This window comes from Gordonia pseudamarae (assembly GCF_025273675.1).
In the GTDB taxonomy this organism is placed as follows: Bacteria; Actinomycetota; Actinomycetes; order Mycobacteriales; family Mycobacteriaceae; genus Gordonia; species Gordonia pseudamarae.
This window is the reverse complement of sequence record NZ_CP045809.1, coordinates 4,466,701-4,482,943: the sequence shown is the minus strand read 5'-3', so window position 1 is coordinate 4,482,943 and position 16,243 is coordinate 4,466,701. Positions and strand designations below refer to the sequence as shown.

The following is a 16,243-nucleotide window of genomic DNA, read 5'->3' as shown; positions in this document are numbered from 1 at the left end:
ATATCGACATACGTTAGGTTTATTCGATGATCGACCAAGCCCAGTCCATCATCTCCTACTCGTGGACACCACAGTTGGAGGGTGACGACCTCGACCAGGTGCTGGCGCTGGTGACCGCTGCGTCGGAGTACGACGACGAGGCCGGTTTCGCCCAGATCGACCCGGCCGATGTCGCGAGCGTCGGCACCACCGGGATCCGGGTGCTGCACCTGCCGATCCGGGCGCGCCGCGACCTGAACCCCATCGACGACGTGCCGCTCGTGGTGGTGGCCTACCTGCGGCTGGCGATCGGTGCCGGTGGGCTCGCCGCGGTGTCCTACGTCGTGCACCCCGACTACCGATCGCGTGGTCTGACAACCCTTCTCGTCGAACAGCTCGGCCTCGACGTCGACGCCGCCGAAGGCTGGGACCGGACCGGGGCGAGTGCGCTGCGATGCTGGGCCTACTCCACTCATCCGGCCGCCGAGCGGCTCACCCGGCGGTTCGGTGTCGGTGCGATCGCCGAACAGTGGGGGCTGGCACGTCCGCTGTCGGGGCCGTTCGCGTTGCCGCTGGAGGCGCCGGTTCCGTCGGCCGGTATCACTCTCGGCGCGCCACGCGCACTGGGCGCCGATATCGAGGATCTGGTGCGGGTGCTGGACTCGGCGTCGGTGCCGCAAGCCCATCGTGACCGGCTCACCTCCGACCTGCGCCGCGGTACGGGCGTCATCATCGACGCACGGGACGAGACCGGAACCGTGCTGGGGTTCGTCTGGTACTCCACCACCACGACCATCCACCTCGAACTGCGGGCGGCCCCGGTGTTCGCGCTGATACTCGACACCGCGGCAACCGGGCGGGGTCTGGGCAGCACACTGCTGGCGGCCGCGATGATCGATCAGCGCGACAATCCGCCGGCCGGCGAACGGGGCGCGCAGGTGTCGTTGCTGCGGATCAACCCCGAGGATCAGGCCGCGGTGCGCATGTGCCGGCTGCTCGGCTACGAGCAGGAGGACTCCGACACCTGCTACCAGGTCGGTCACACCGACCAGCCGGCACCGGTTCTCGGCTGACCGTCCGCGCATATCTGCCCTGATTTTCCTGCTACGCAAGTATTTTCGGCCAAGAACGAGGAGTGTCCGTGACAGAGATCGAACCCGCCGACAACGGACCGGTGCTGTACCGGGTTCACGACCACATCGCCGTCATCACCTTCAACCGGCCCGAGGCGATGAACTCGGTCAACTCGGCGCTCTCGGCGGCGGCCGGTGCCGCACTCGAGCGCGCCGACGCCGACCCGGCCGTGCGGGCCGTGGTGCTCACCGGCGCCGGCAAGGCGTTCTGTGCGGGTGCCGATCTGAAGGAACTGGGCGCCGGGCGGCGGATCGATGACCCGGACCACCGGGAGTGGGACTTCGCCGGCATTGTGCGGCACTGGATTTCCACACCGGTCATTGCCGCTGTGAACGGATTCGCGCTCGGCGGTGGCACCGAGATCGTGCTCACCGCCGATCTGGCGGTGATCGACGAGACGGCGACGATGGGGTTGCCCGAGGTGCGTCGGGGCATTGTCGCCGCGGCCGGCGGGCTGCTGCGCATCCACCGTCAGGTACCGCAGAAGATCGCCGCCGAGATCGCACTCACCGGAGAGCCCATCTCGGCGGCACGGGCATATGAGCTCGGTCTGGTCAACCGGATCGCGCCCGCCGGAACCGCGCTCGATGTCGCACTCGAGCTGGCGGCCACGATCGCCCGCAACGCGCCGCTGGCCGTGGCCGAGAGCAAGCGGGTGATGCACGAGACGGCGCTGGACGAGCGCGGCTGGGACGACCGGTCGTGGCAGATCAACAAGACCGCGATCCGCACGGTGTTCGCCAGCGCCGACGCCAAAGAGGGGCCGCGCGCATTCGCGGAGAAGCGCCCGCCGCAGTGGACGGGAAGGTAGTCTCGGTGACCGTGACAGTCGACAGCGCCGGTGAATCCGATTCGGCAAAAAGCGGATTGGGCAATGAGATTCCCGACACCGCGAGCAACTCGATGACCCGGCAGTCCGATCCGGTGGTATCCGTCGAGATCGACGGGGAGATCGCGGTCATCCGCCTCGACCGGCCCGGCCGGCTCAACGCCTTCACTCATCAGATGTCCGAGGAGATCATCGCGGCCTTCGACGCCACCGACGCCGACGACGCGGTGCGCGCGGTCGTGATCACCGGTAACGGGCGGGCCTTCTGTGCCGGCGCCGACCTCGCCGCCGGTGGCGATACCTTTGTCACCGAAACGTCCGGCGAGGTGCCGCCCGATATCGGCGGCCGGACCACGCTGCGGATCTTCCGTTCGACCAAACCGGTGGTCGCCGCCATCAACGGCCCGGCAGCAGGTGTCGGGGTCACCATGACCCTGCCCGCTGACATCAGGATCGCCTCGGAGACAGCTAAATTCGGTTTCATCTTCACCGCGCGCGGACTCGTCCCGGAGGCGTGCTCGAGCTGGTTCCTGCCGCGACTGGTCGGTGTCGGCACCGCCCTGGAGTGGCTGATCGGCGCCCGGATGGTTCCGGTCACCGAAGCCCATGAGCGCGGCCTGGTGCGGGAAGTCGTTGCGCCGGAGCAGGTTCTGCCACGGGCGATCGAGGCGGCCCGCGAACTGGTGGCCGGCACCTCGCCGGTGTCGGTGGCCCTCACCCGTGCCATGCTGTGGCGGATGCTGGGTGCGGCCGACCCGATCGACGCGCACCGCGCCGAATCCGTGGGCATCTACCTGCGTGGCCGGTCCGCCGACGTGCGTGAGGGCGTCGATGCGTTCCTCACCAAACGGCGGCCGGAGTTTCCCGATCGCGTCTCCGACGGCCTGCCCGACCTCTTCGCGGAGACCGATCCCGCCGGTTGAGATCCGGGCGGTGACCAACTCCGTCGATTGAGGTGCGAGCCTGCGAGCCTCGAAACCGCGCGAGAGGATGTCCGTCTGCTTACCGGGGTGCCGAGGCTTGTCGCTTGCGCTCCTCCCACCTCAACCACAGTCGGGGTCTACCCGACTGTGGTGCGGTCGAGGTCGTTGTCGCGGATGATTCCGTGCAGGAAACTGCGGACCATCGCCTCGAACAGTTGCTTCTGGCTCAGTTCGTTGTCCGCGAGCGCCTTGGCCAGCAGCGGCTGAGATGACGGGTCGACGTTCGGGAAGATCGTCGACTTGCGGCTCGGCGGCCGCATCGCCTCCATCAGGACGGCGCCGACCGCCTGGGTCTCTATACCGTCGAGGATCTGCACGTGCAGGTCGCTGGGCACGCCCGAATCAAGCAGGAAGCGCGCCGTGTGTTCATACGTGGCGATGAACAGCTCGCGGGGAAAGTGCTGCAGCAGTATCGGTGCGGCGTTGCGGTGCCGGAGAATCGACTGACGGAAGTTGAGGGCGAGTGCCACGAAATACTCCGGCCAGTCCGGCCCGGGCGTCATGCGGGGTCGTGCGACGGTCCGGCCGGCGATATCGCGGGCCACTTCGGTGAGGATCTCGTTCTTGTCGGCGAAGTGGTGATAGAGCGACGGTGCGCGCACACCGAGATGTTTCGCGAGCCGGGGCAGACTGAATGCCTCGAGTCCGTCGGCGTCGATGATCTCGATGGATGCCGCCACCGCGGCCTCCCGGCTGATCAATGGTTTCGATGGTCTCGCCACGCCTACCTCCCTGCCGCCTGATGAGCGCCGATGATCAAGTCTACCGTCGTTAGTTTTGTCCGCGGTGCAGGTGGGTATGGATGCTTGCTCACGGGCCCGGCCGCCGGTGCCGCGCTGCCCGGCGTGTCGATGGTTACTGTTACCGTAAGGTCAACCGTAGATAGGAGTGTCGTGTCCGAACGATCGTTGAGTGGCCGAACCATGCTGATGTCCGGCGGCAGCCGGGGGATCGGCCTGGCAATCGCGTTGCGGGCCGCGGCCGACGGCGCGAATGTGGTACTCCTGGCCAAGACCGCAGAGCCGCACCCCACGCTGACCGGCACCGTGTACACGGCGGCCCAGGAGATCGAGGACGCGGGCGGCAAGGCGTTGCCGGTAGTCGGCGATGTGCGTGAGGAGGCGGATGTGCGGCGCGCCGTCGACGCGGCGGTCGACAGATTCGGCGGTATCGACATCGTGATCAACAATGCCTCGGCCATCGACACCTCACCGACGCGCGAGCTGGCGATGAAGCGCTACGACCTGATGCAGTCCATCAACACCCGCGGCACGTTCCTGCTGTCCAAGACGGCGATCCCGTATCTGGAACGGGGCACCAACCCGCACATCCTCACTCTGTCGCCGCCGATCGACCTCGACCCGAAATGGGTTGGCCCGCAAACCGGTTACACGCTGTCCAAGTACGGAATGAGCCTGTGCACGATTGGTCTGGCCGCCGAACTCGCCGACGCGGGCATCGCCGCCAACTCGCTGTGGCCCCGCACTCCGATCGTCACCGCCGCGATCCTCAACCGGGGCGGTGAGGACAGGGCCGCCACGGCGCGCACACCCGAGATCATGTCCGACGCCGCACACGCCGTCCTCACCCGCGACTCCCGGACCTGCACCGGGAACTTCTTCATCGACGACTCGGTGCTGATCGAGGAGGGTGTCACCAACTTCGCGAAATACCGCACCGCGCAGCGCGAGGAAGATCTGCGGCTGGATATGTACGTCTCCGAGCGGGTGGTCACCTCGTGAGCGGGATCGACACCGGCACCGAACATCTGCTGCTCGACACGGCGGACGGCATCGCCACCGTCACCCTGAACCGCCCCGATGTGAAGAACGCCGTTACGCCCGAGATGCTCGACGCGCTCGCCGTGGTGCTCGCCGATCTCGATGCGGACGCCGGCGTGCGGGCGATCGTACTCACCGGGGCGGGTGCGGCCTTCTGCGCGGGCGGCGATGTGAAGGCGTTCGCCGAACGTGGCGGTGACGTACCGGTCGGTGACGACGGCGTCCAGGACTGGTTCGACAAGCGCGCCCGCAGACAGGTCGGTGTCGTCGGGCGGCTGCGGTCGATGACCACCCCGTCGATCGCGGCGCTGCCCGGCGCGGCCGCAGGTGCCGGGCTCGGCCTTGCGCTGGCCTGCGATCTGCGTGTCGGCGGCCCATCCACCCTGCTGACCACCGCGTTCATCAAGATCGGTCTGCCGGGCGACTTCGGCGTCGCCTGGCAGCTACGCGATCTCATCGGGGTCGGGCCCGCGACCCGGCTGATGCTGCTGTCCGACCGTGTCGGCGCCGACGAGGCGCTCGGCCTCGGGCTGCTCGACTGGCTCGTCCCCGACGACGAGGTGCGGTCCACCGCCCGCGAGATCGCGGGCCGGCTCGCGGCGTCCTCGGCGCAGGCGATCGGCGCGATGAAGGCCAACCTTCGCGATGCCCGGCATCTCGACCTCGGTGCCGCGATGGACGCCGAACTCGTCCGCTACCGGGCGTGCGCCGACGGCGATGAGCACAAGGCCGCAGTGCGTGCCTTCGCCGAACGCGGCCGCAGCACCGGGACTACGCCGCGCCGGGTTTGAGGACGACGAACAGGCCACTCGCCTCCACGCAGAGGCATTCGCCGTTCCAGATCTCGCCGGTCAGGTAGCGTTTGCGGCCCTCCTCGCGGTCGAACCGGACGATCACGGCGAGATCGGTGTCGATCGGTGTGACGTTCCGGTAGTCGACGTGCAGGTTCGCGGTGCGGGCGAGGGTGCGGTCGTGGGTATTGGCGAAGCGGCCGAACGCGTCATCGAAGAACAGCGGGATGGCACCGCCGTGCACGGCGCCGTTGCCGCCGAGGAACTGGCGCCCGAACCGGACGGTGCCGCGCGACTCCGTCTCGGTTTCGGTTTCGATGTGAAACGCCGGGACCAGGGTCTGTCCCCGCCCGGGAACGGGCAGCCGCCCCGACAACTGCGACCACTCGTCGGTCGCGGACTGCGCGAGTACGTCGATGAGTTCGGCGACCAGCTGTGACGCCGTGCGGGTCTGGTCCGCGTCGGGCGCGGCCGCGGTCATCACATCCTGCAGAATCCGGAACTGCTCAGCGAATTCGGCGTACCCCTCGGGAATGACGACCGGGGCCGGCTTGTCCCACCAATTGGGCATGTTCGTGGGCAGTGCTTCCATGGTTGCGATGCGCTCCTGACCTTCGCGGTGTCGATCTTCCCACGTTATCGGTCGCGGTCGCCGAGCCGCAGCGTGGTGGCACCGGGCGTCGTGAGGGTACCCGGCGGGTGGGAAAGCACCTTCCCTGGTCGGCAGGGCATCCTATTTACTAGGATGTCCAAGTAAAGTTCGAGCCTCAGTGTGGAAGGGAGCCCCAGTGGCTGATTCGGATGGTGCGGTGGCCGACAACCCGGCATCGGTGCTGGTGAAGGTGGTTGAGGGCGTCGGTACGATCACCCTCAACAGACCGAAGGCGATCAACGCCCTCGATCATGAGATGGCGCTGGCGATGGAGCAGGCATTGCTCGGCTGGGCGGTCGACTCCGAGATCACCGGGGCCGTCGTACGTGGTGCCGGTGAGCGTGGACTGTGCGCGGGCGGCGATATCGTCGCCATTCACCGCGATGCGGCGATGCTCAGCACCGGTGACAAGACCGACGCCGATGCGGCGGCGTCGCCGTCCGCGGCGTTCTGGCGCGACGAATACCGGCTCAACACGCTCATCTCGCGGTACCCCAAACCGTATGTGGCGATCATGGACGGCATCGTGATGGGCGGCGGCGTCGGCATCTCCGCACACGGCAACACCCGGGTGGTCACCGACCGCACCAAACTGGGTATGCCGGAGGTCGGCATCGGGTTCATCCCCGACGTCGGAGGCACCCACCTGCTGTCGAAGGTGCCCGATGAGCTCGGTACCTATGTGGCGCTGACCGCCGGTACCATCCGGGCCGCCGACGCCATCGCCATCGGCCTGGCCGACCACTACATTCCGGCCGACGGCCTGGCCGCCGCCCTCGAACGGTGGAAGCCGGGCCAGGCGTTCCCCGGGGCGGATCCGGGAGAATCGGCACTGACCGATCAGCGCGGCTGGATCAGTGAGGCCTTCGCCGGTGACTCGGTGGCCGACATCATCGCCCGCTGCCGTGAACTCGGCACTCCCGAGGCGACGAAGGCCGCCGACATCATCGAGGCGAAAAGCCCACTGGCCGCGGCGGTCACGCTGCGGGCCCTGCGTGAGGCCGCATCCAGGGATGACCTGGCCGAGTCGCTGCGTGTCGAGTACCGGCTCGCGCTGCGCTCGCTGCGCAACCCCGATATGGCAGAAGGTATCCGGGCACAGGTCATCGACAAGGACCGCAACCCCACCTGGCGGCACGCGGATCACTCCTCGGTCACCGCGGCGGAGGTAGACGTGTTCTTCGAACCGCTGCCGGTGGAGTTGGAGCTGCCGATCGAGGCGTGGGGCGTGCCCGGCGAATAGCGCCAGGCGACTAGTCCGGGTCCCGACAGCGGCCCGCCAGAAACCGAACTACCCGATCACGACCCGGCCCGTCCGGATTGCGGCACCGGGTACCAACCGCACGAGAGGATCATCAATGACCGCATACGAGACCATCATCGTCGATACCGAGGGCCGCGTCGGCGTGATCACGCTGAACCGGCCGAAGGCGCTCAACGCCCTCAACACGCAGCTGATGAACGAGGTCGTCGGCGCGGCCAAGGCGTTCGACGCGGACCCGGGCATCGGCGCGATCGTGCTGACAGGTTCGGAGAAGGCCTTCGCCGCCGGCGCCGACATCAAGGAGATGTCGTCGAAGACCTACAGTGACGTGGTGTCCGAGGCGTTCTTCGGCGCGTGGGACGACCTGTCCCGGGTACGCACACCCATCATCGCCGCGGTGACCGGCTATGCCCTCGGCGGTGGCTGTGAGCTGGCGATGCTGGCCGACACGATCATCGCCGGTGAGAACGCCCGATTCGGTCAGCCCGAGATCAATCTCGGTGTGATCCCCGGCATCGGTGGATCGCAGCGGCTGACCCGCGCGGTCGGCAAGGCCAAGGCGATGGACCTGGTGCTCACCGGCCGGCAGATGAAGGCAGATGAGGCCGAGCGAGCCGGTTTGGTGTCGCGGGTGGTTCCCACCGAGGAGGCGCTGACCGTCGCCAAGGAGGCCGCCGCGACCATTGCGTCCAAGTCGCTGATCTCGGTGTACCTGGCCAAGGAGGCCGTGAACCGGGCCTTCGACACCACGCTGACCGAAGGCGTGCGCGCCGAGCGGTCGCTGTTCTACTCGCTGTTCGCCACCGAGGACCAGACCGAAGGTATGGCTGCGTTCGTGGACAAGCGTGAACCGGAGTTCAAGCACCGCTGATCCGGCCGGTCGTCACCGGATCGCGCGCGAGCGGACCGGATGCCCGCAGGTTGTCGTCTCAATGTCGTCGACCTGCGGGTTTCTCGTTTCATGGGCTGTCGTGAGTACGTCACAACTGGCTAACGGGACCTGATTCGGCTTGGGATCTGACACAACCAGAGTTACATTTGTTGTATCTGAGACTAATGATGCCAAAGGGGTTAGAGGTGCGACAGGGATTAGTGGTGCGACGAGGTGTGCTGCGCGGCGGGTGGGCCCGCGACGTGGCGGTGATTGCCGGGGTGTTGAGCCTGGTGGTTACCGGTGGCGTGGTCACCACGGCGGCACCTGCTGCCGCCGACCCGGCGCCGACGACGGTGACCGCGGGTGCTGAGCCCACGGTCATCCCGGTGGCCGACACCGACACCGACACCGATGGCGACGCCGAACCCGATCCGGCGGTCTCCCGGATCGACACGGTCATCACCGGTGAGGGTGGCCGGGTCACCGCGATCGTCTATTCGGCGTCGATGCGCAAGATGATCCCCATCGAGATGCTGCGCCCCAAGGACAGTTCCGAGCCCGCGCCGACGTTGTATCTGCTCAACGGCGCCGGCGGCGGCGAGGACTCGGCGACCTGGGCGGCCCGTACGGACTACGAGAAGTTCTTCGCCAACAAGAACGTCAACGTGGTGACCCCGATCGGCGGCGCGTTCTCGTACTACACGGATTGGCAGAAGGACGACAAGGTCCTGGGCCGCAACAAGTGGACGACTTTCCTCACCAAGGAATTGCCGCCGCTGATCGACCGGCGGTTCGGCACCACTGGGACCAACGCGATCGCCGGGATCTCCATGGCCGGCACCTCGGTGATGAATCTGGCGATCAACGCGCCCAAACTGTACAAGTCGGTGGCGGCCTTCAGCGGCTGCACCCGCACCAGCGATCCGTTGGGCCAGGCCTACATTCAGGCTGTCGTGGGCCAGCGCGGTCGTGGCAGTGTCGTCAACATGTGGGGTCTGCCGGGGTCTGCGGGCTGGCGGGAGCACGACCCGTACATCAACGCGGCCAAGCTCCGTGACACCAAGGTTTACATGACCACCGGCAGCGGTCTGCCCGGGCAGTACGACCGTCTCGGCGCGGCCGGAATCGAGAACAACCTCGATGCCCTCGCCAACCAGATCGTGCTCGGCGGCCTGATCGAGGCCGCGGTGAACCGGTGCACCAAGGACATGGCCAGGCGGATGACCCAGCTCAAGATCCCGCACGAGGTGATCACCCGGTCGACCGGTACCCACTCATGGGAGTACTGGGCGCAGGACCTCAAGACCGTCTGGCCCAAGATCGCCAAGGATCTGGGCGTCACATAGCGCACACGAGCGATCAGCCCGGCCGATCCCCAGGGGATCGGCCGGGCTGATCGCTGTATCGAGTGGTCGGGCCGCGCGGGGTCAGCGGTCTTTGAGCAGCAGCCTGACCGTGAGCTCGAGGCGGTTGGCGACGTCGGTGGCCGAGGCGCGGCGGGTGAGCCACTGCACCAGGTTCGACATCCACACGTCGGCGATCACGCGGGCGACGGCGAGGTCGTCGGCGGTCGGTTCGCCCACGTCGACCATCGCGCCGGCGAACAACCGGTCGATGGTGCCGGCGACCTGATCGACCTCGGTGGAGGCCGAGGCGTCGGCGAACATGAACGCCCGGGTCATGGCCTCGGTGAGCAGCGGGTCGCGCTGCATGGCGTAGGTGATCATGTCGAGAACGTGGCGTAGCCGTTCGACGGCGTTGTCGCCGCGCAATTGCGAGCGATCCACTTTGCCCTCGACCCGGCCCAGCTCCCGCGCCATCGCCGTGACCAGTAGATGCACCTTGGACGGAAAGTAGCGGTACAGCGTGCCGACGGCGACATCGGCCTTCTCGGCGACGGTACGCATCTGTACGGCGTCGTAACCGCCCTTGGATGCAAGCGCGAGGGTCGCGTCGAGGATGCGCTTGCGGCGCTCCCGCTGCGCCGATGATCCGGAGTCGGCACCCGGTGCGGGTGCGGCATCGGTGCCGGGTACCGGAATGTCCTCGGTCGAGGCCACGTCGACGGCTGCGTTGTTGATCGTGGAACGTGCCATCGGCTCGGGGTCCTCACATCTCGGGTCTTTCGCGGGCCGGATACCAGGCGGCTACCGGTGCACACTCTCTCGTGGCATATTAGAACAGGTTCTAATTAAGGGTCACAACCCCAACATGCACAGGAGTGTCGTGAGTCTGGTCACGAGTGAAGAACAGAGCGCGGTCTGCGCCGCGATGTCATCCTGGGCGTCGGGCCAGGGCATCGCCGACATCGTCCGCGCCGAATTGGACAAACCCGCAGGAACGCAATCGGATTCGTGGACCAGCCGGTTCGCGCGGCTCGCCGGATTCGGCGTCTTCGGTGCGGCGGTGCCCGACGAGCAGGGCGGGCTCGGCGCCGACTTCGCCGACACCGCCGCGATGATCGAGCAATGCGGCTACGACCTGATCCCCGGTCCGGTAGGACCGACGGTGGCCACCGCGATCGGGTTGTCCCGGTCGGCGGATCCGCGGGCGGCGGCGCTGCTGGCGGCGCTGCTGTCCGGCGACGTCGCCGCGGCCGTTCCGGTGAGCGCCTACACGGTCGCCCACATCGGGCCACCGACGCCGGAATCGGGGGCCGTCGAGCTGGGTCCGGTACCCGGCTACACCGAGGGCTGCGTCCTCACGATCCCACTCGCGGATGAGGGCGGGGCGGTACGGTGGTGGGCGCTGCCGCCCGGGTCGGCGCACATCACCGCCACGGCGCAGCCCGCGACCGACGGCGCCACGCCACTGTCGAGGGTCTCCGTGGACGGTATCGACACCGCACGCCTCATCCGGCTCGGTACCGCAGCGGCGGGTGATGACGCGATCGTGAGCGGTGCCCTGCACGCCGCGCTCGCCGCCTACCAGAGCGGCGTATGTCGATGGGCGCTGGACACCGCCGTCCACTACGCGAAGGTGCGCACCCAATTCGGCCGGCCCATCGGATCATTCCAGGCCGTCAAGCATCTGTGCGCCGACATCCTCTGCCGCAGTGAGCAGATCACATCGGTGGCCTGGGATCTGGCGCGGGCCGTCGATGCCGCGCTCGTCGGTGGTGACGGCGCGCCGGAGCAACTGGAACTCAGCGCGCTGGCCGCGGACGTGATCGTGGCCCAGGCCGCCCCGGCCGCCACCAAGGATTGCATCCAGGTGCTCGGCGGTATCGGCTTCACGTTCGAACACGCGGCGCACCTGTACCTGCGGTCGGCGCTGGCCGCCACGATCCTGCTCGGCCATGCCCGCGGGCAGGCCGACGCGCTGGGTGCAGCCGGACTGAGCGGTGCGCGAAGGGTGTTCGATATCGACCTGTCCGCCGTCGACGGTCGGCGCGACGAGGTACGTGCCGACATCGCGCACATCGCGGCGGTCACCGGCGACGACCGTCGGCGCCGACTGGCCGAATCGGGGTATCTGATGCCGCACTGGCCCGCGCCGTACGGCCTGGCCGCACCGGCCGCGCTGCAACTGCTGATCGACAGCGAACTCGACCGGGCGGGCGTCGACCGCCCCGACCTGGTGATCGCGGGCTGGGCGATCCCGACCATCCTGCAGCACGGCACCGACGCGCAGCGCCGGCGATTCGTCGAACCGACCCTCGCCGGAGACATCGTGTGGTGCCAGATGTTCTCCGAGCCGGAGGCCGGTTCCGACCTGGCGTCACTACGCACCAAGGCGGTGCGTGTCGACGGCGGATGGAGCCTGACCGGACAGAAGATCTGGACCTCTCAGGCGCACAACGCACAGTGGGCGATCTGCCTGGCGCGTACGGATTCCGACGTCGCCAAACACAAGGGGATCACCTACTTCCTCGTCGACATGACCTCGCCCGGACTCGACGTGCGACCCCTGCGCGAGGCCACCGGGCACCCCAAGTTCAACGAGGTCTTCCTCGACGGGGTGTTCGTGCCCGACGACTGCGTGGTCGGCGACATCGGCGGCGGCTGGCGGCTGGCGCGCACCACCCTCGCCAACGAACGGGTCGCGATGGGCGGGACGGGCCTGGGCAAGGAGATGGACACGTTGCTGCGGCAGATCGACGGACTCGGCCGCGAACTCACCGCAGACGAACGTAGAACCTTCGGCACCCTGTTCGCCGACTCCCACGTCGGCCGGGTGATGGACGCACGGGCCGTCGCCGCCCAACTCGCCGGACTGGATCCGGGCGCGGTATCGAGCGTGCGCAAACTGATCGGTGTGCAGCACCGCCAGTCGGTGCCCGACTTCGCGCTCGAACTGTCCGGTCCCGACGGCCTGGCCTGGACCGATTCCGCCGAACAGGTGATCCAGAACCGGTGCCTGTCGATCGCCGGCGGCACCACTCAGATCCTGCGCACCGCCGCGGCCGAGCGGATTCTGGGGCTGCCGCGCGGCTGAGTCACCGGCCCCCGCCTGTCGGGGCCTGGTGACCGGGCCCCGACAGGCGGGGAGCGGATTCATGCTGTCGCACCCGATGCCGGCGGGGTGGTTCAACTCAGACGGTCACACCAGGCCGGCCGCGAACGCGGCGCCCGCGTAGGTGACGCCACCGAACACGTACGCCAGGTGCAGCGGGTTGGGCGGGCTGAACGGGCTGCCGTCGCAGATGTTGTCCAGCGGCAGGCAGTAACGCATGGACTTGTCGGCGTATTCGGCGCCGAGGCGGATCGGCGGGGCGCCGACGTTGCCGAGCCAGTTGTCGGACGGCTGGGAGAACAACACCACGGCGGCGATGTGGTCGGAGATCGACGGGGGCAGCGGAGTCGGCATCGCAAACTGCACGATCGACAGATCCCGGCGAAGGCTCAGGTCCGAGCTGATCGCGTATCCGACGATGGCAGCGCCCTGTGAGAAACCGCCGAGCACGATCTTGGTGTCGGGGCATCGCCTGATGGTGCTGATGATGCGCGACTGGGTGCCGAGCACACCGTTGCGCACCGACAGGAGATACGACAGTGGCCTGGCGTAATTGCCGCTGGCCGCGTACCTGATCCCGTGACCGGCCACCGCCCGTCCCGGAAGCTGCGCCTGGAGCGAACCAAGGAAGGACTGACCGGTGGCGCCGAGCGGGGCGGGCTTCTCGGTGGTGCCGCGCGCATAGATGACCTGCACGGCCGGACACGGCGCGGCCTGTGCCTGTGGTGCCGCCACAATCGTCGCGGCGGCGGTGAGGATCGTGGCTAGACACGCGAGCACCGCCGTGGACACCTTCTTCATACCCGCTGATACTAGCGTCGCCGGTGCCCGAACGTGAGGGCTGAATCGGCGAGTGGTCCGGGTCACGTTCCGATTCGGCGGATAGACGCCGTGACCGGCCGAACCATGGTGTCCGGCCGAGGCGATTCTGGCCGAAATTCCGAAATCCATCCTGTTCGCCGGGGGCATAAGTCGATCGGGAAGAAGACCGCCGGCCATGGGGTTGAGTCCACCAGGCTGAACTTTGGAGGTTGTATGTCCAACACATACTCAGTGCCGGTCCTGTTCGTTCCCGACCTGGTCGTTCTGCCCGGCATGGTGGTGCCCATCCCGCTCGACGACGGCGCGCAGGCCACCGTCGACGCCGCCCGGGCGACCGAATCGGGCAGGCTGCTGGTGGCGCCGCGACTGGACGACCGGTATCCGACACACGGTGCGATCGTGTCGATCGTGCAGGTCGGACGTATCCCCGGTGGGCAGCAGGCCGTCGTCGTCAAGGGCGAGCGGCGTGCGCAGATCGGGTCGGGTACGCCCGGGCATGGGGCGGCACTGTGGGTCGAGGTCACCGAGATCGACGAGGAGCCCGTCACCGACGAGGTGACAGAGCTTGCCGCCGAATACAAGAAACTGGTGCTGGCGATGCTGCAGCGCCGGGAGGCGTGGCAGATCATCGATGCCGTCAACAAGATGACCGACCCGTCGGCGCTGGCCGACACGTCCGGCTACACCACGTGGCTGACCGACCGGCAGAAGCGGGAACTGCTCGAGACCGCCGACATCGCACGCCGGTTGCGGCTGCTGATCGGGTGGACCGGCGAACACATCGCCGAAACGGAGGTGAGCGACAAGATCACCGCAGACGTCCGCGACGGAATGGAGAAGCAGCAGAAGGAGTTCCTGCTGCGCCAGCAACTCGCCGCCATCCGCAAGGAACTCGGCGAGGACGAGCCCGAGGGGGCCGACGACCTCCGTGGCCGGGTGGAGGCCGCCGACCTGCCCGAGAAGGTACGCGAGGCCGCGCTGCGAGAGGTGGGCAAACTCGAGCGGGCCGGTGACCAGTCGCCGGAGTCGGGCTGGATCCGCACCTGGCTGGACACGGTTCTCGAGCTGCCGTGGAACGTCACCACCACTGATTCCACCGACATCGCCGGTGCCCGTGAGATTCTCGATGCCGATCATCACGGTCTCGACGACGTCAAGGATCGCATCGTCGAATTCCTCGCGGTGCGCGCCCGTCGCGCCGAACGCGGGCTGCAGGTGGTCGGCGGACGCGGCTCCGGCGCGGTGATGGTGCTGGCCGGCCCGCCCGGTGTGGGCAAGACCTCGCTCGGGGAGAGCATCGCGCGTGCCCTCGGCCGTGAGTTCGTCCGCGTCGCCCTCGGCGGTGTGCGGGACGAGGCCGAGATACGCGGCCACCGACGAACCTACGTCGGCGCGCTGCCGGGCCGGATCGTGCGTGCCATCGGCGAAGCGGGATCGATGAATCCTGTTGTGCTGCTGGATGAGATCGACAAGGTGGGTTCGGACTACCGTGGCGATCCGGCGGCCGCGCTGCTGGAGGTCCTCGACCCGGCGCAGAACCACACCTTCCGTGACCACTACCTCGACTTCGACCTGGACCTGTCGGATGTGGTGTTCCTGGCCACGGCCAACGTCATCGAGAACATACCGTCGGCGTTGCTCGACCGGATGGAACTGGTGACCATCGACGGCTACACCGAGGACGACAAGATTGCCATCGCCCGCGGGCACCTGGTGCCGAGACAGATCGAGAAGGCGGCGCTGTCGGCGGACGAGGTGGTCATCGGTGATGACGCGCTGCGGGAAGTCGCCGCGAACTTCACCCGCGAACCCGGTGTGCGCCACTATGAACGGCTGTTGGCGAAGATGCTGCGGAAAGTGGCCACGAAACTGGCCACAGGTGGGGCGTCGGCGCCGGTCACGATCGGCGAGGACGATCTCAAGGAATACCTCGGCCGTCCCCGGTTCACCCTGGAATCGGCCGAGCGGACCGAGGTTCCGGGTGTGGCAACGGGTCTCGCGGTCACCGGGATGGGTGGCGACGTGCTGTACATCGAGGCGACCGCCGCCGGCTCCGGCGACGGGGACGGGGATCCCCGACTGCAACTGACCGGTCAGCTCGGTGATGTGATGAAGGAGTCGGCGCAGATAGCTCTGTCGTATGTCCGTGCGCACGCAAGCGAACTCGGTGTCGATCCGGTCGCGCTCAATCGCACCGTCCATGTGCACGTGCCCGCCGGAGCCGTCCCCAAGGACGGCCCGTCGGCCGGGGTCACCATGGTCACCGCGCTGGTGTCGATGGCCACGGGGCGGCGGGTGCGCGGCGACGTGGGCATGACCGGCGAGGTCACGCTGAACGGGCGGGTCCTGCCGATCGGTGGTGTCAAGCAGAAGTTGCTCGCCGCGCAGCGCAACGGGCTGGGGACCGTGTTCATCCCGCAGCGCAACGAGCCCGACCTCGACGACGTGCCCACCGAGATCCTCGACGCGCTGGAGGTGATTCCGGTGGCCGATGTCGCCGAGATCGTCGCCCGTGCGCTGGAACCGGCCACCCGGCCCGAATCGGCGTATCCGGAGTCGTCGGCACGGACCGAGTCGTCGGCGGCCTGAGGGCGCGCCACACACCCCACCGATCCGGCGTGATCGGTGGGGTGTGTGATGTCCGCCCGCCCGTGCGGCTCGGGTGCGTAGAGTCCCGGG

General features: G+C 67.9%; 14 protein-coding genes. 10 read left to right on the top strand and 4 right to left on the bottom strand.

The genetic code is table 11. The features are described 5' to 3' along the window. The first annotated feature begins 26 nt into the window (after window positions 1-26). The 3 genes from GII31_RS19555 (at window position 27) to GII31_RS19545 (ending at window position 2,865) form a co-directional block, all read left to right on the top strand. The gene (locus GII31_RS19555; RefSeq protein WP_322974137.1) at window positions 27-1,052 is read left to right on the top strand and encodes a GNAT family N-acetyltransferase; all 1,026 of its coding nucleotides are present in this window, start codon (window positions 27-29) and stop codon (window positions 1,050-1,052) included. 68 nt (window positions 1,053-1,120) lie between these two features. Further along, window positions 1,121-1,924, top strand: coding sequence for a crotonase/enoyl-CoA hydratase family protein (locus tag GII31_RS19550; protein ID WP_213245024.1), 804 nt, complete (start codon window positions 1,121-1,123; stop codon window positions 1,922-1,924). 92 nt (window positions 1,925-2,016) lie between these two features. Continuing rightward, a complete protein-coding gene (locus GII31_RS19545) occupies window positions 2,017-2,865 on the top strand; it encodes an enoyl-CoA hydratase-related protein (RefSeq protein WP_213250738.1) in 849 nt (282 codons plus the stop codon). Between the two features lie 137 nt (window positions 2,866-3,002). Here the strand turns inward: GII31_RS19545 and GII31_RS19540 are convergent, their stop codons facing one another. After that, window positions 3,003-3,647: a TetR family transcriptional regulator gene (locus GII31_RS19540; protein ID WP_213245023.1), complete on the bottom strand. Its 645-nt coding sequence runs from the start codon at window positions 3,645-3,647 to the stop codon at window positions 3,003-3,005. 129 nt (window positions 3,648-3,776) lie between these two features. Between GII31_RS19540 and GII31_RS19535 the strand changes: the two genes are divergently transcribed. Then, window positions 3,777-4,667 carry an SDR family oxidoreductase gene (locus GII31_RS19535; protein ID WP_213250736.1) on the top strand — a complete coding sequence of 297 codons (891 nt, stop codon included), beginning with the start codon at window positions 3,777-3,779 and terminating at the stop codon, window positions 4,665-4,667. Further along, complete coding sequence (locus GII31_RS19530; RefSeq protein ID WP_213245022.1) at window positions 4,664-5,497, top strand: enoyl-CoA hydratase-related protein; 834 nt, start codon at window positions 4,664-4,666, stop codon at window positions 5,495-5,497. Before GII31_RS19535 ends, GII31_RS19530 begins: the two co-directional genes overlap by 4 nt. On the opposite strand, the gene GII31_RS19525 is transcribed toward GII31_RS19530, so the two are convergent. Next, entirely contained in the window at window positions 5,478-6,089 is a 612-nt protein-coding gene (locus GII31_RS19525) for a PaaI family thioesterase (protein WP_246221961.1), read from the bottom strand. The genes GII31_RS19530 and GII31_RS19525 overlap by 20 nt on opposite strands. Before the next feature lie 217 nt (window positions 6,090-6,306). Between GII31_RS19525 and GII31_RS19520 the strand changes: the two genes are divergently transcribed. The 3 genes from GII31_RS19520 to GII31_RS19510 all read left to right on the top strand — a co-directional run bounded on the left by GII31_RS19520 (window position 6,307) and on the right by GII31_RS19510 (window position 9,633). Continuing rightward, window positions 6,307-7,392, top strand: a complete 1,086-nt coding sequence (locus tag GII31_RS19520; RefSeq protein WP_260840521.1) for an enoyl-CoA hydratase/isomerase family protein — start codon at window positions 6,307-6,309, stop codon at window positions 7,390-7,392. Between the two features lie 115 nt (window positions 7,393-7,507). Beyond that, window positions 7,508-8,284: an enoyl-CoA hydratase gene (locus GII31_RS19515; RefSeq protein ID WP_213245021.1), complete on the top strand. Its 777-nt coding sequence runs from the start codon at window positions 7,508-7,510 to the stop codon at window positions 8,282-8,284. A gap of 239 nt (window positions 8,285-8,523) precedes the next feature. Continuing rightward, complete coding sequence (locus GII31_RS19510) at window positions 8,524-9,633, top strand: alpha/beta hydrolase (protein WP_407649995.1); 1,110 nt, start codon at window positions 8,524-8,526, stop codon at window positions 9,631-9,633. An 81-nt stretch (window positions 9,634-9,714) separates the two neighbouring features. Here GII31_RS19510 and kstR read toward each other — a convergent pair whose 3' ends face one another. Continuing rightward, window positions 9,715-10,383: a cholesterol catabolism transcriptional regulator KstR gene (gene kstR, locus GII31_RS19505; RefSeq protein WP_213245020.1), complete on the bottom strand. Its 669-nt coding sequence runs from the start codon at window positions 10,381-10,383 to the stop codon at window positions 9,715-9,717. A gap of 130 nt (window positions 10,384-10,513) precedes the next feature. On the opposite strand from kstR, the gene GII31_RS19500 reads away from it, so the two are divergent. Beyond that, the gene (locus tag GII31_RS19500; protein ID WP_213245019.1) at window positions 10,514-12,724 is read left to right on the top strand and encodes an acyl-CoA dehydrogenase; all 2,211 of its coding nucleotides are present in this window, start codon (window positions 10,514-10,516) and stop codon (window positions 12,722-12,724) included. Between the two features lie 105 nt (window positions 12,725-12,829). Here GII31_RS19500 and GII31_RS19495 read toward each other — a convergent pair whose 3' ends face one another. Beyond that, a complete protein-coding gene (locus GII31_RS19495; RefSeq protein ID WP_213245018.1) occupies window positions 12,830-13,543 on the bottom strand; it encodes a cutinase family protein in 714 nt (237 codons plus the stop codon). A 234-nt stretch (window positions 13,544-13,777) separates the two neighbouring features. Here GII31_RS19495 and lon point away from each other — a divergent pair, with 234 nt between their 5' ends. After that, window positions 13,778-16,153: an endopeptidase La gene (gene lon, locus GII31_RS19490; protein WP_213245013.1), complete on the top strand. Its 2,376-nt coding sequence runs from the start codon at window positions 13,778-13,780 to the stop codon at window positions 16,151-16,153. Window positions 16,154-16,243 lie beyond the last annotated feature (90 nt).

What these genes read in the sequence shown, in the direction of transcription:
- GII31_RS19495 (WP_213245018.1), bottom strand. Translation starts at nt 13,543, where the DNA reads ATGAAGAAGGTGTCCACGGCGGTGCTCGCGTGTCTAGCCACGATCCTC.
- GII31_RS19515 (WP_213245021.1), top strand. Translation starts at nt 7,508, where the DNA reads ATGACCGCATACGAGACCATCATCGTCGATACCGAGGGCCGCGTCGGC.
- GII31_RS19555 (WP_322974137.1), top strand. Translation starts at nt 27, where the DNA reads ATGATCGACCAAGCCCAGTCCATCATCTCCTACTCGTGGACACCACAG.
- GII31_RS19535 (WP_213250736.1), top strand. Translation starts at nt 3,777, where the DNA reads ATGGTTACTGTTACCGTAAGGTCAACCGTAGATAGGAGTGTCGTGTCC.
- lon (WP_213245013.1), top strand. Translation starts at nt 13,778, where the DNA reads ATGTCCAACACATACTCAGTGCCGGTCCTGTTCGTTCCCGACCTGGTC.
- GII31_RS19525 (WP_246221961.1), bottom strand. Translation starts at nt 6,089, where the DNA reads ATGGAAGCACTGCCCACGAACATGCCCAATTGGTGGGACAAGCCGGCC.
- kstR (WP_213245020.1), bottom strand. Translation starts at nt 10,383, where the DNA reads ATGGCACGTTCCACGATCAACAACGCAGCCGTCGACGTGGCCTCGACC.
- GII31_RS19545 (WP_213250738.1), top strand. Translation starts at nt 2,017, where the DNA reads ATGACCCGGCAGTCCGATCCGGTGGTATCCGTCGAGATCGACGGGGAG.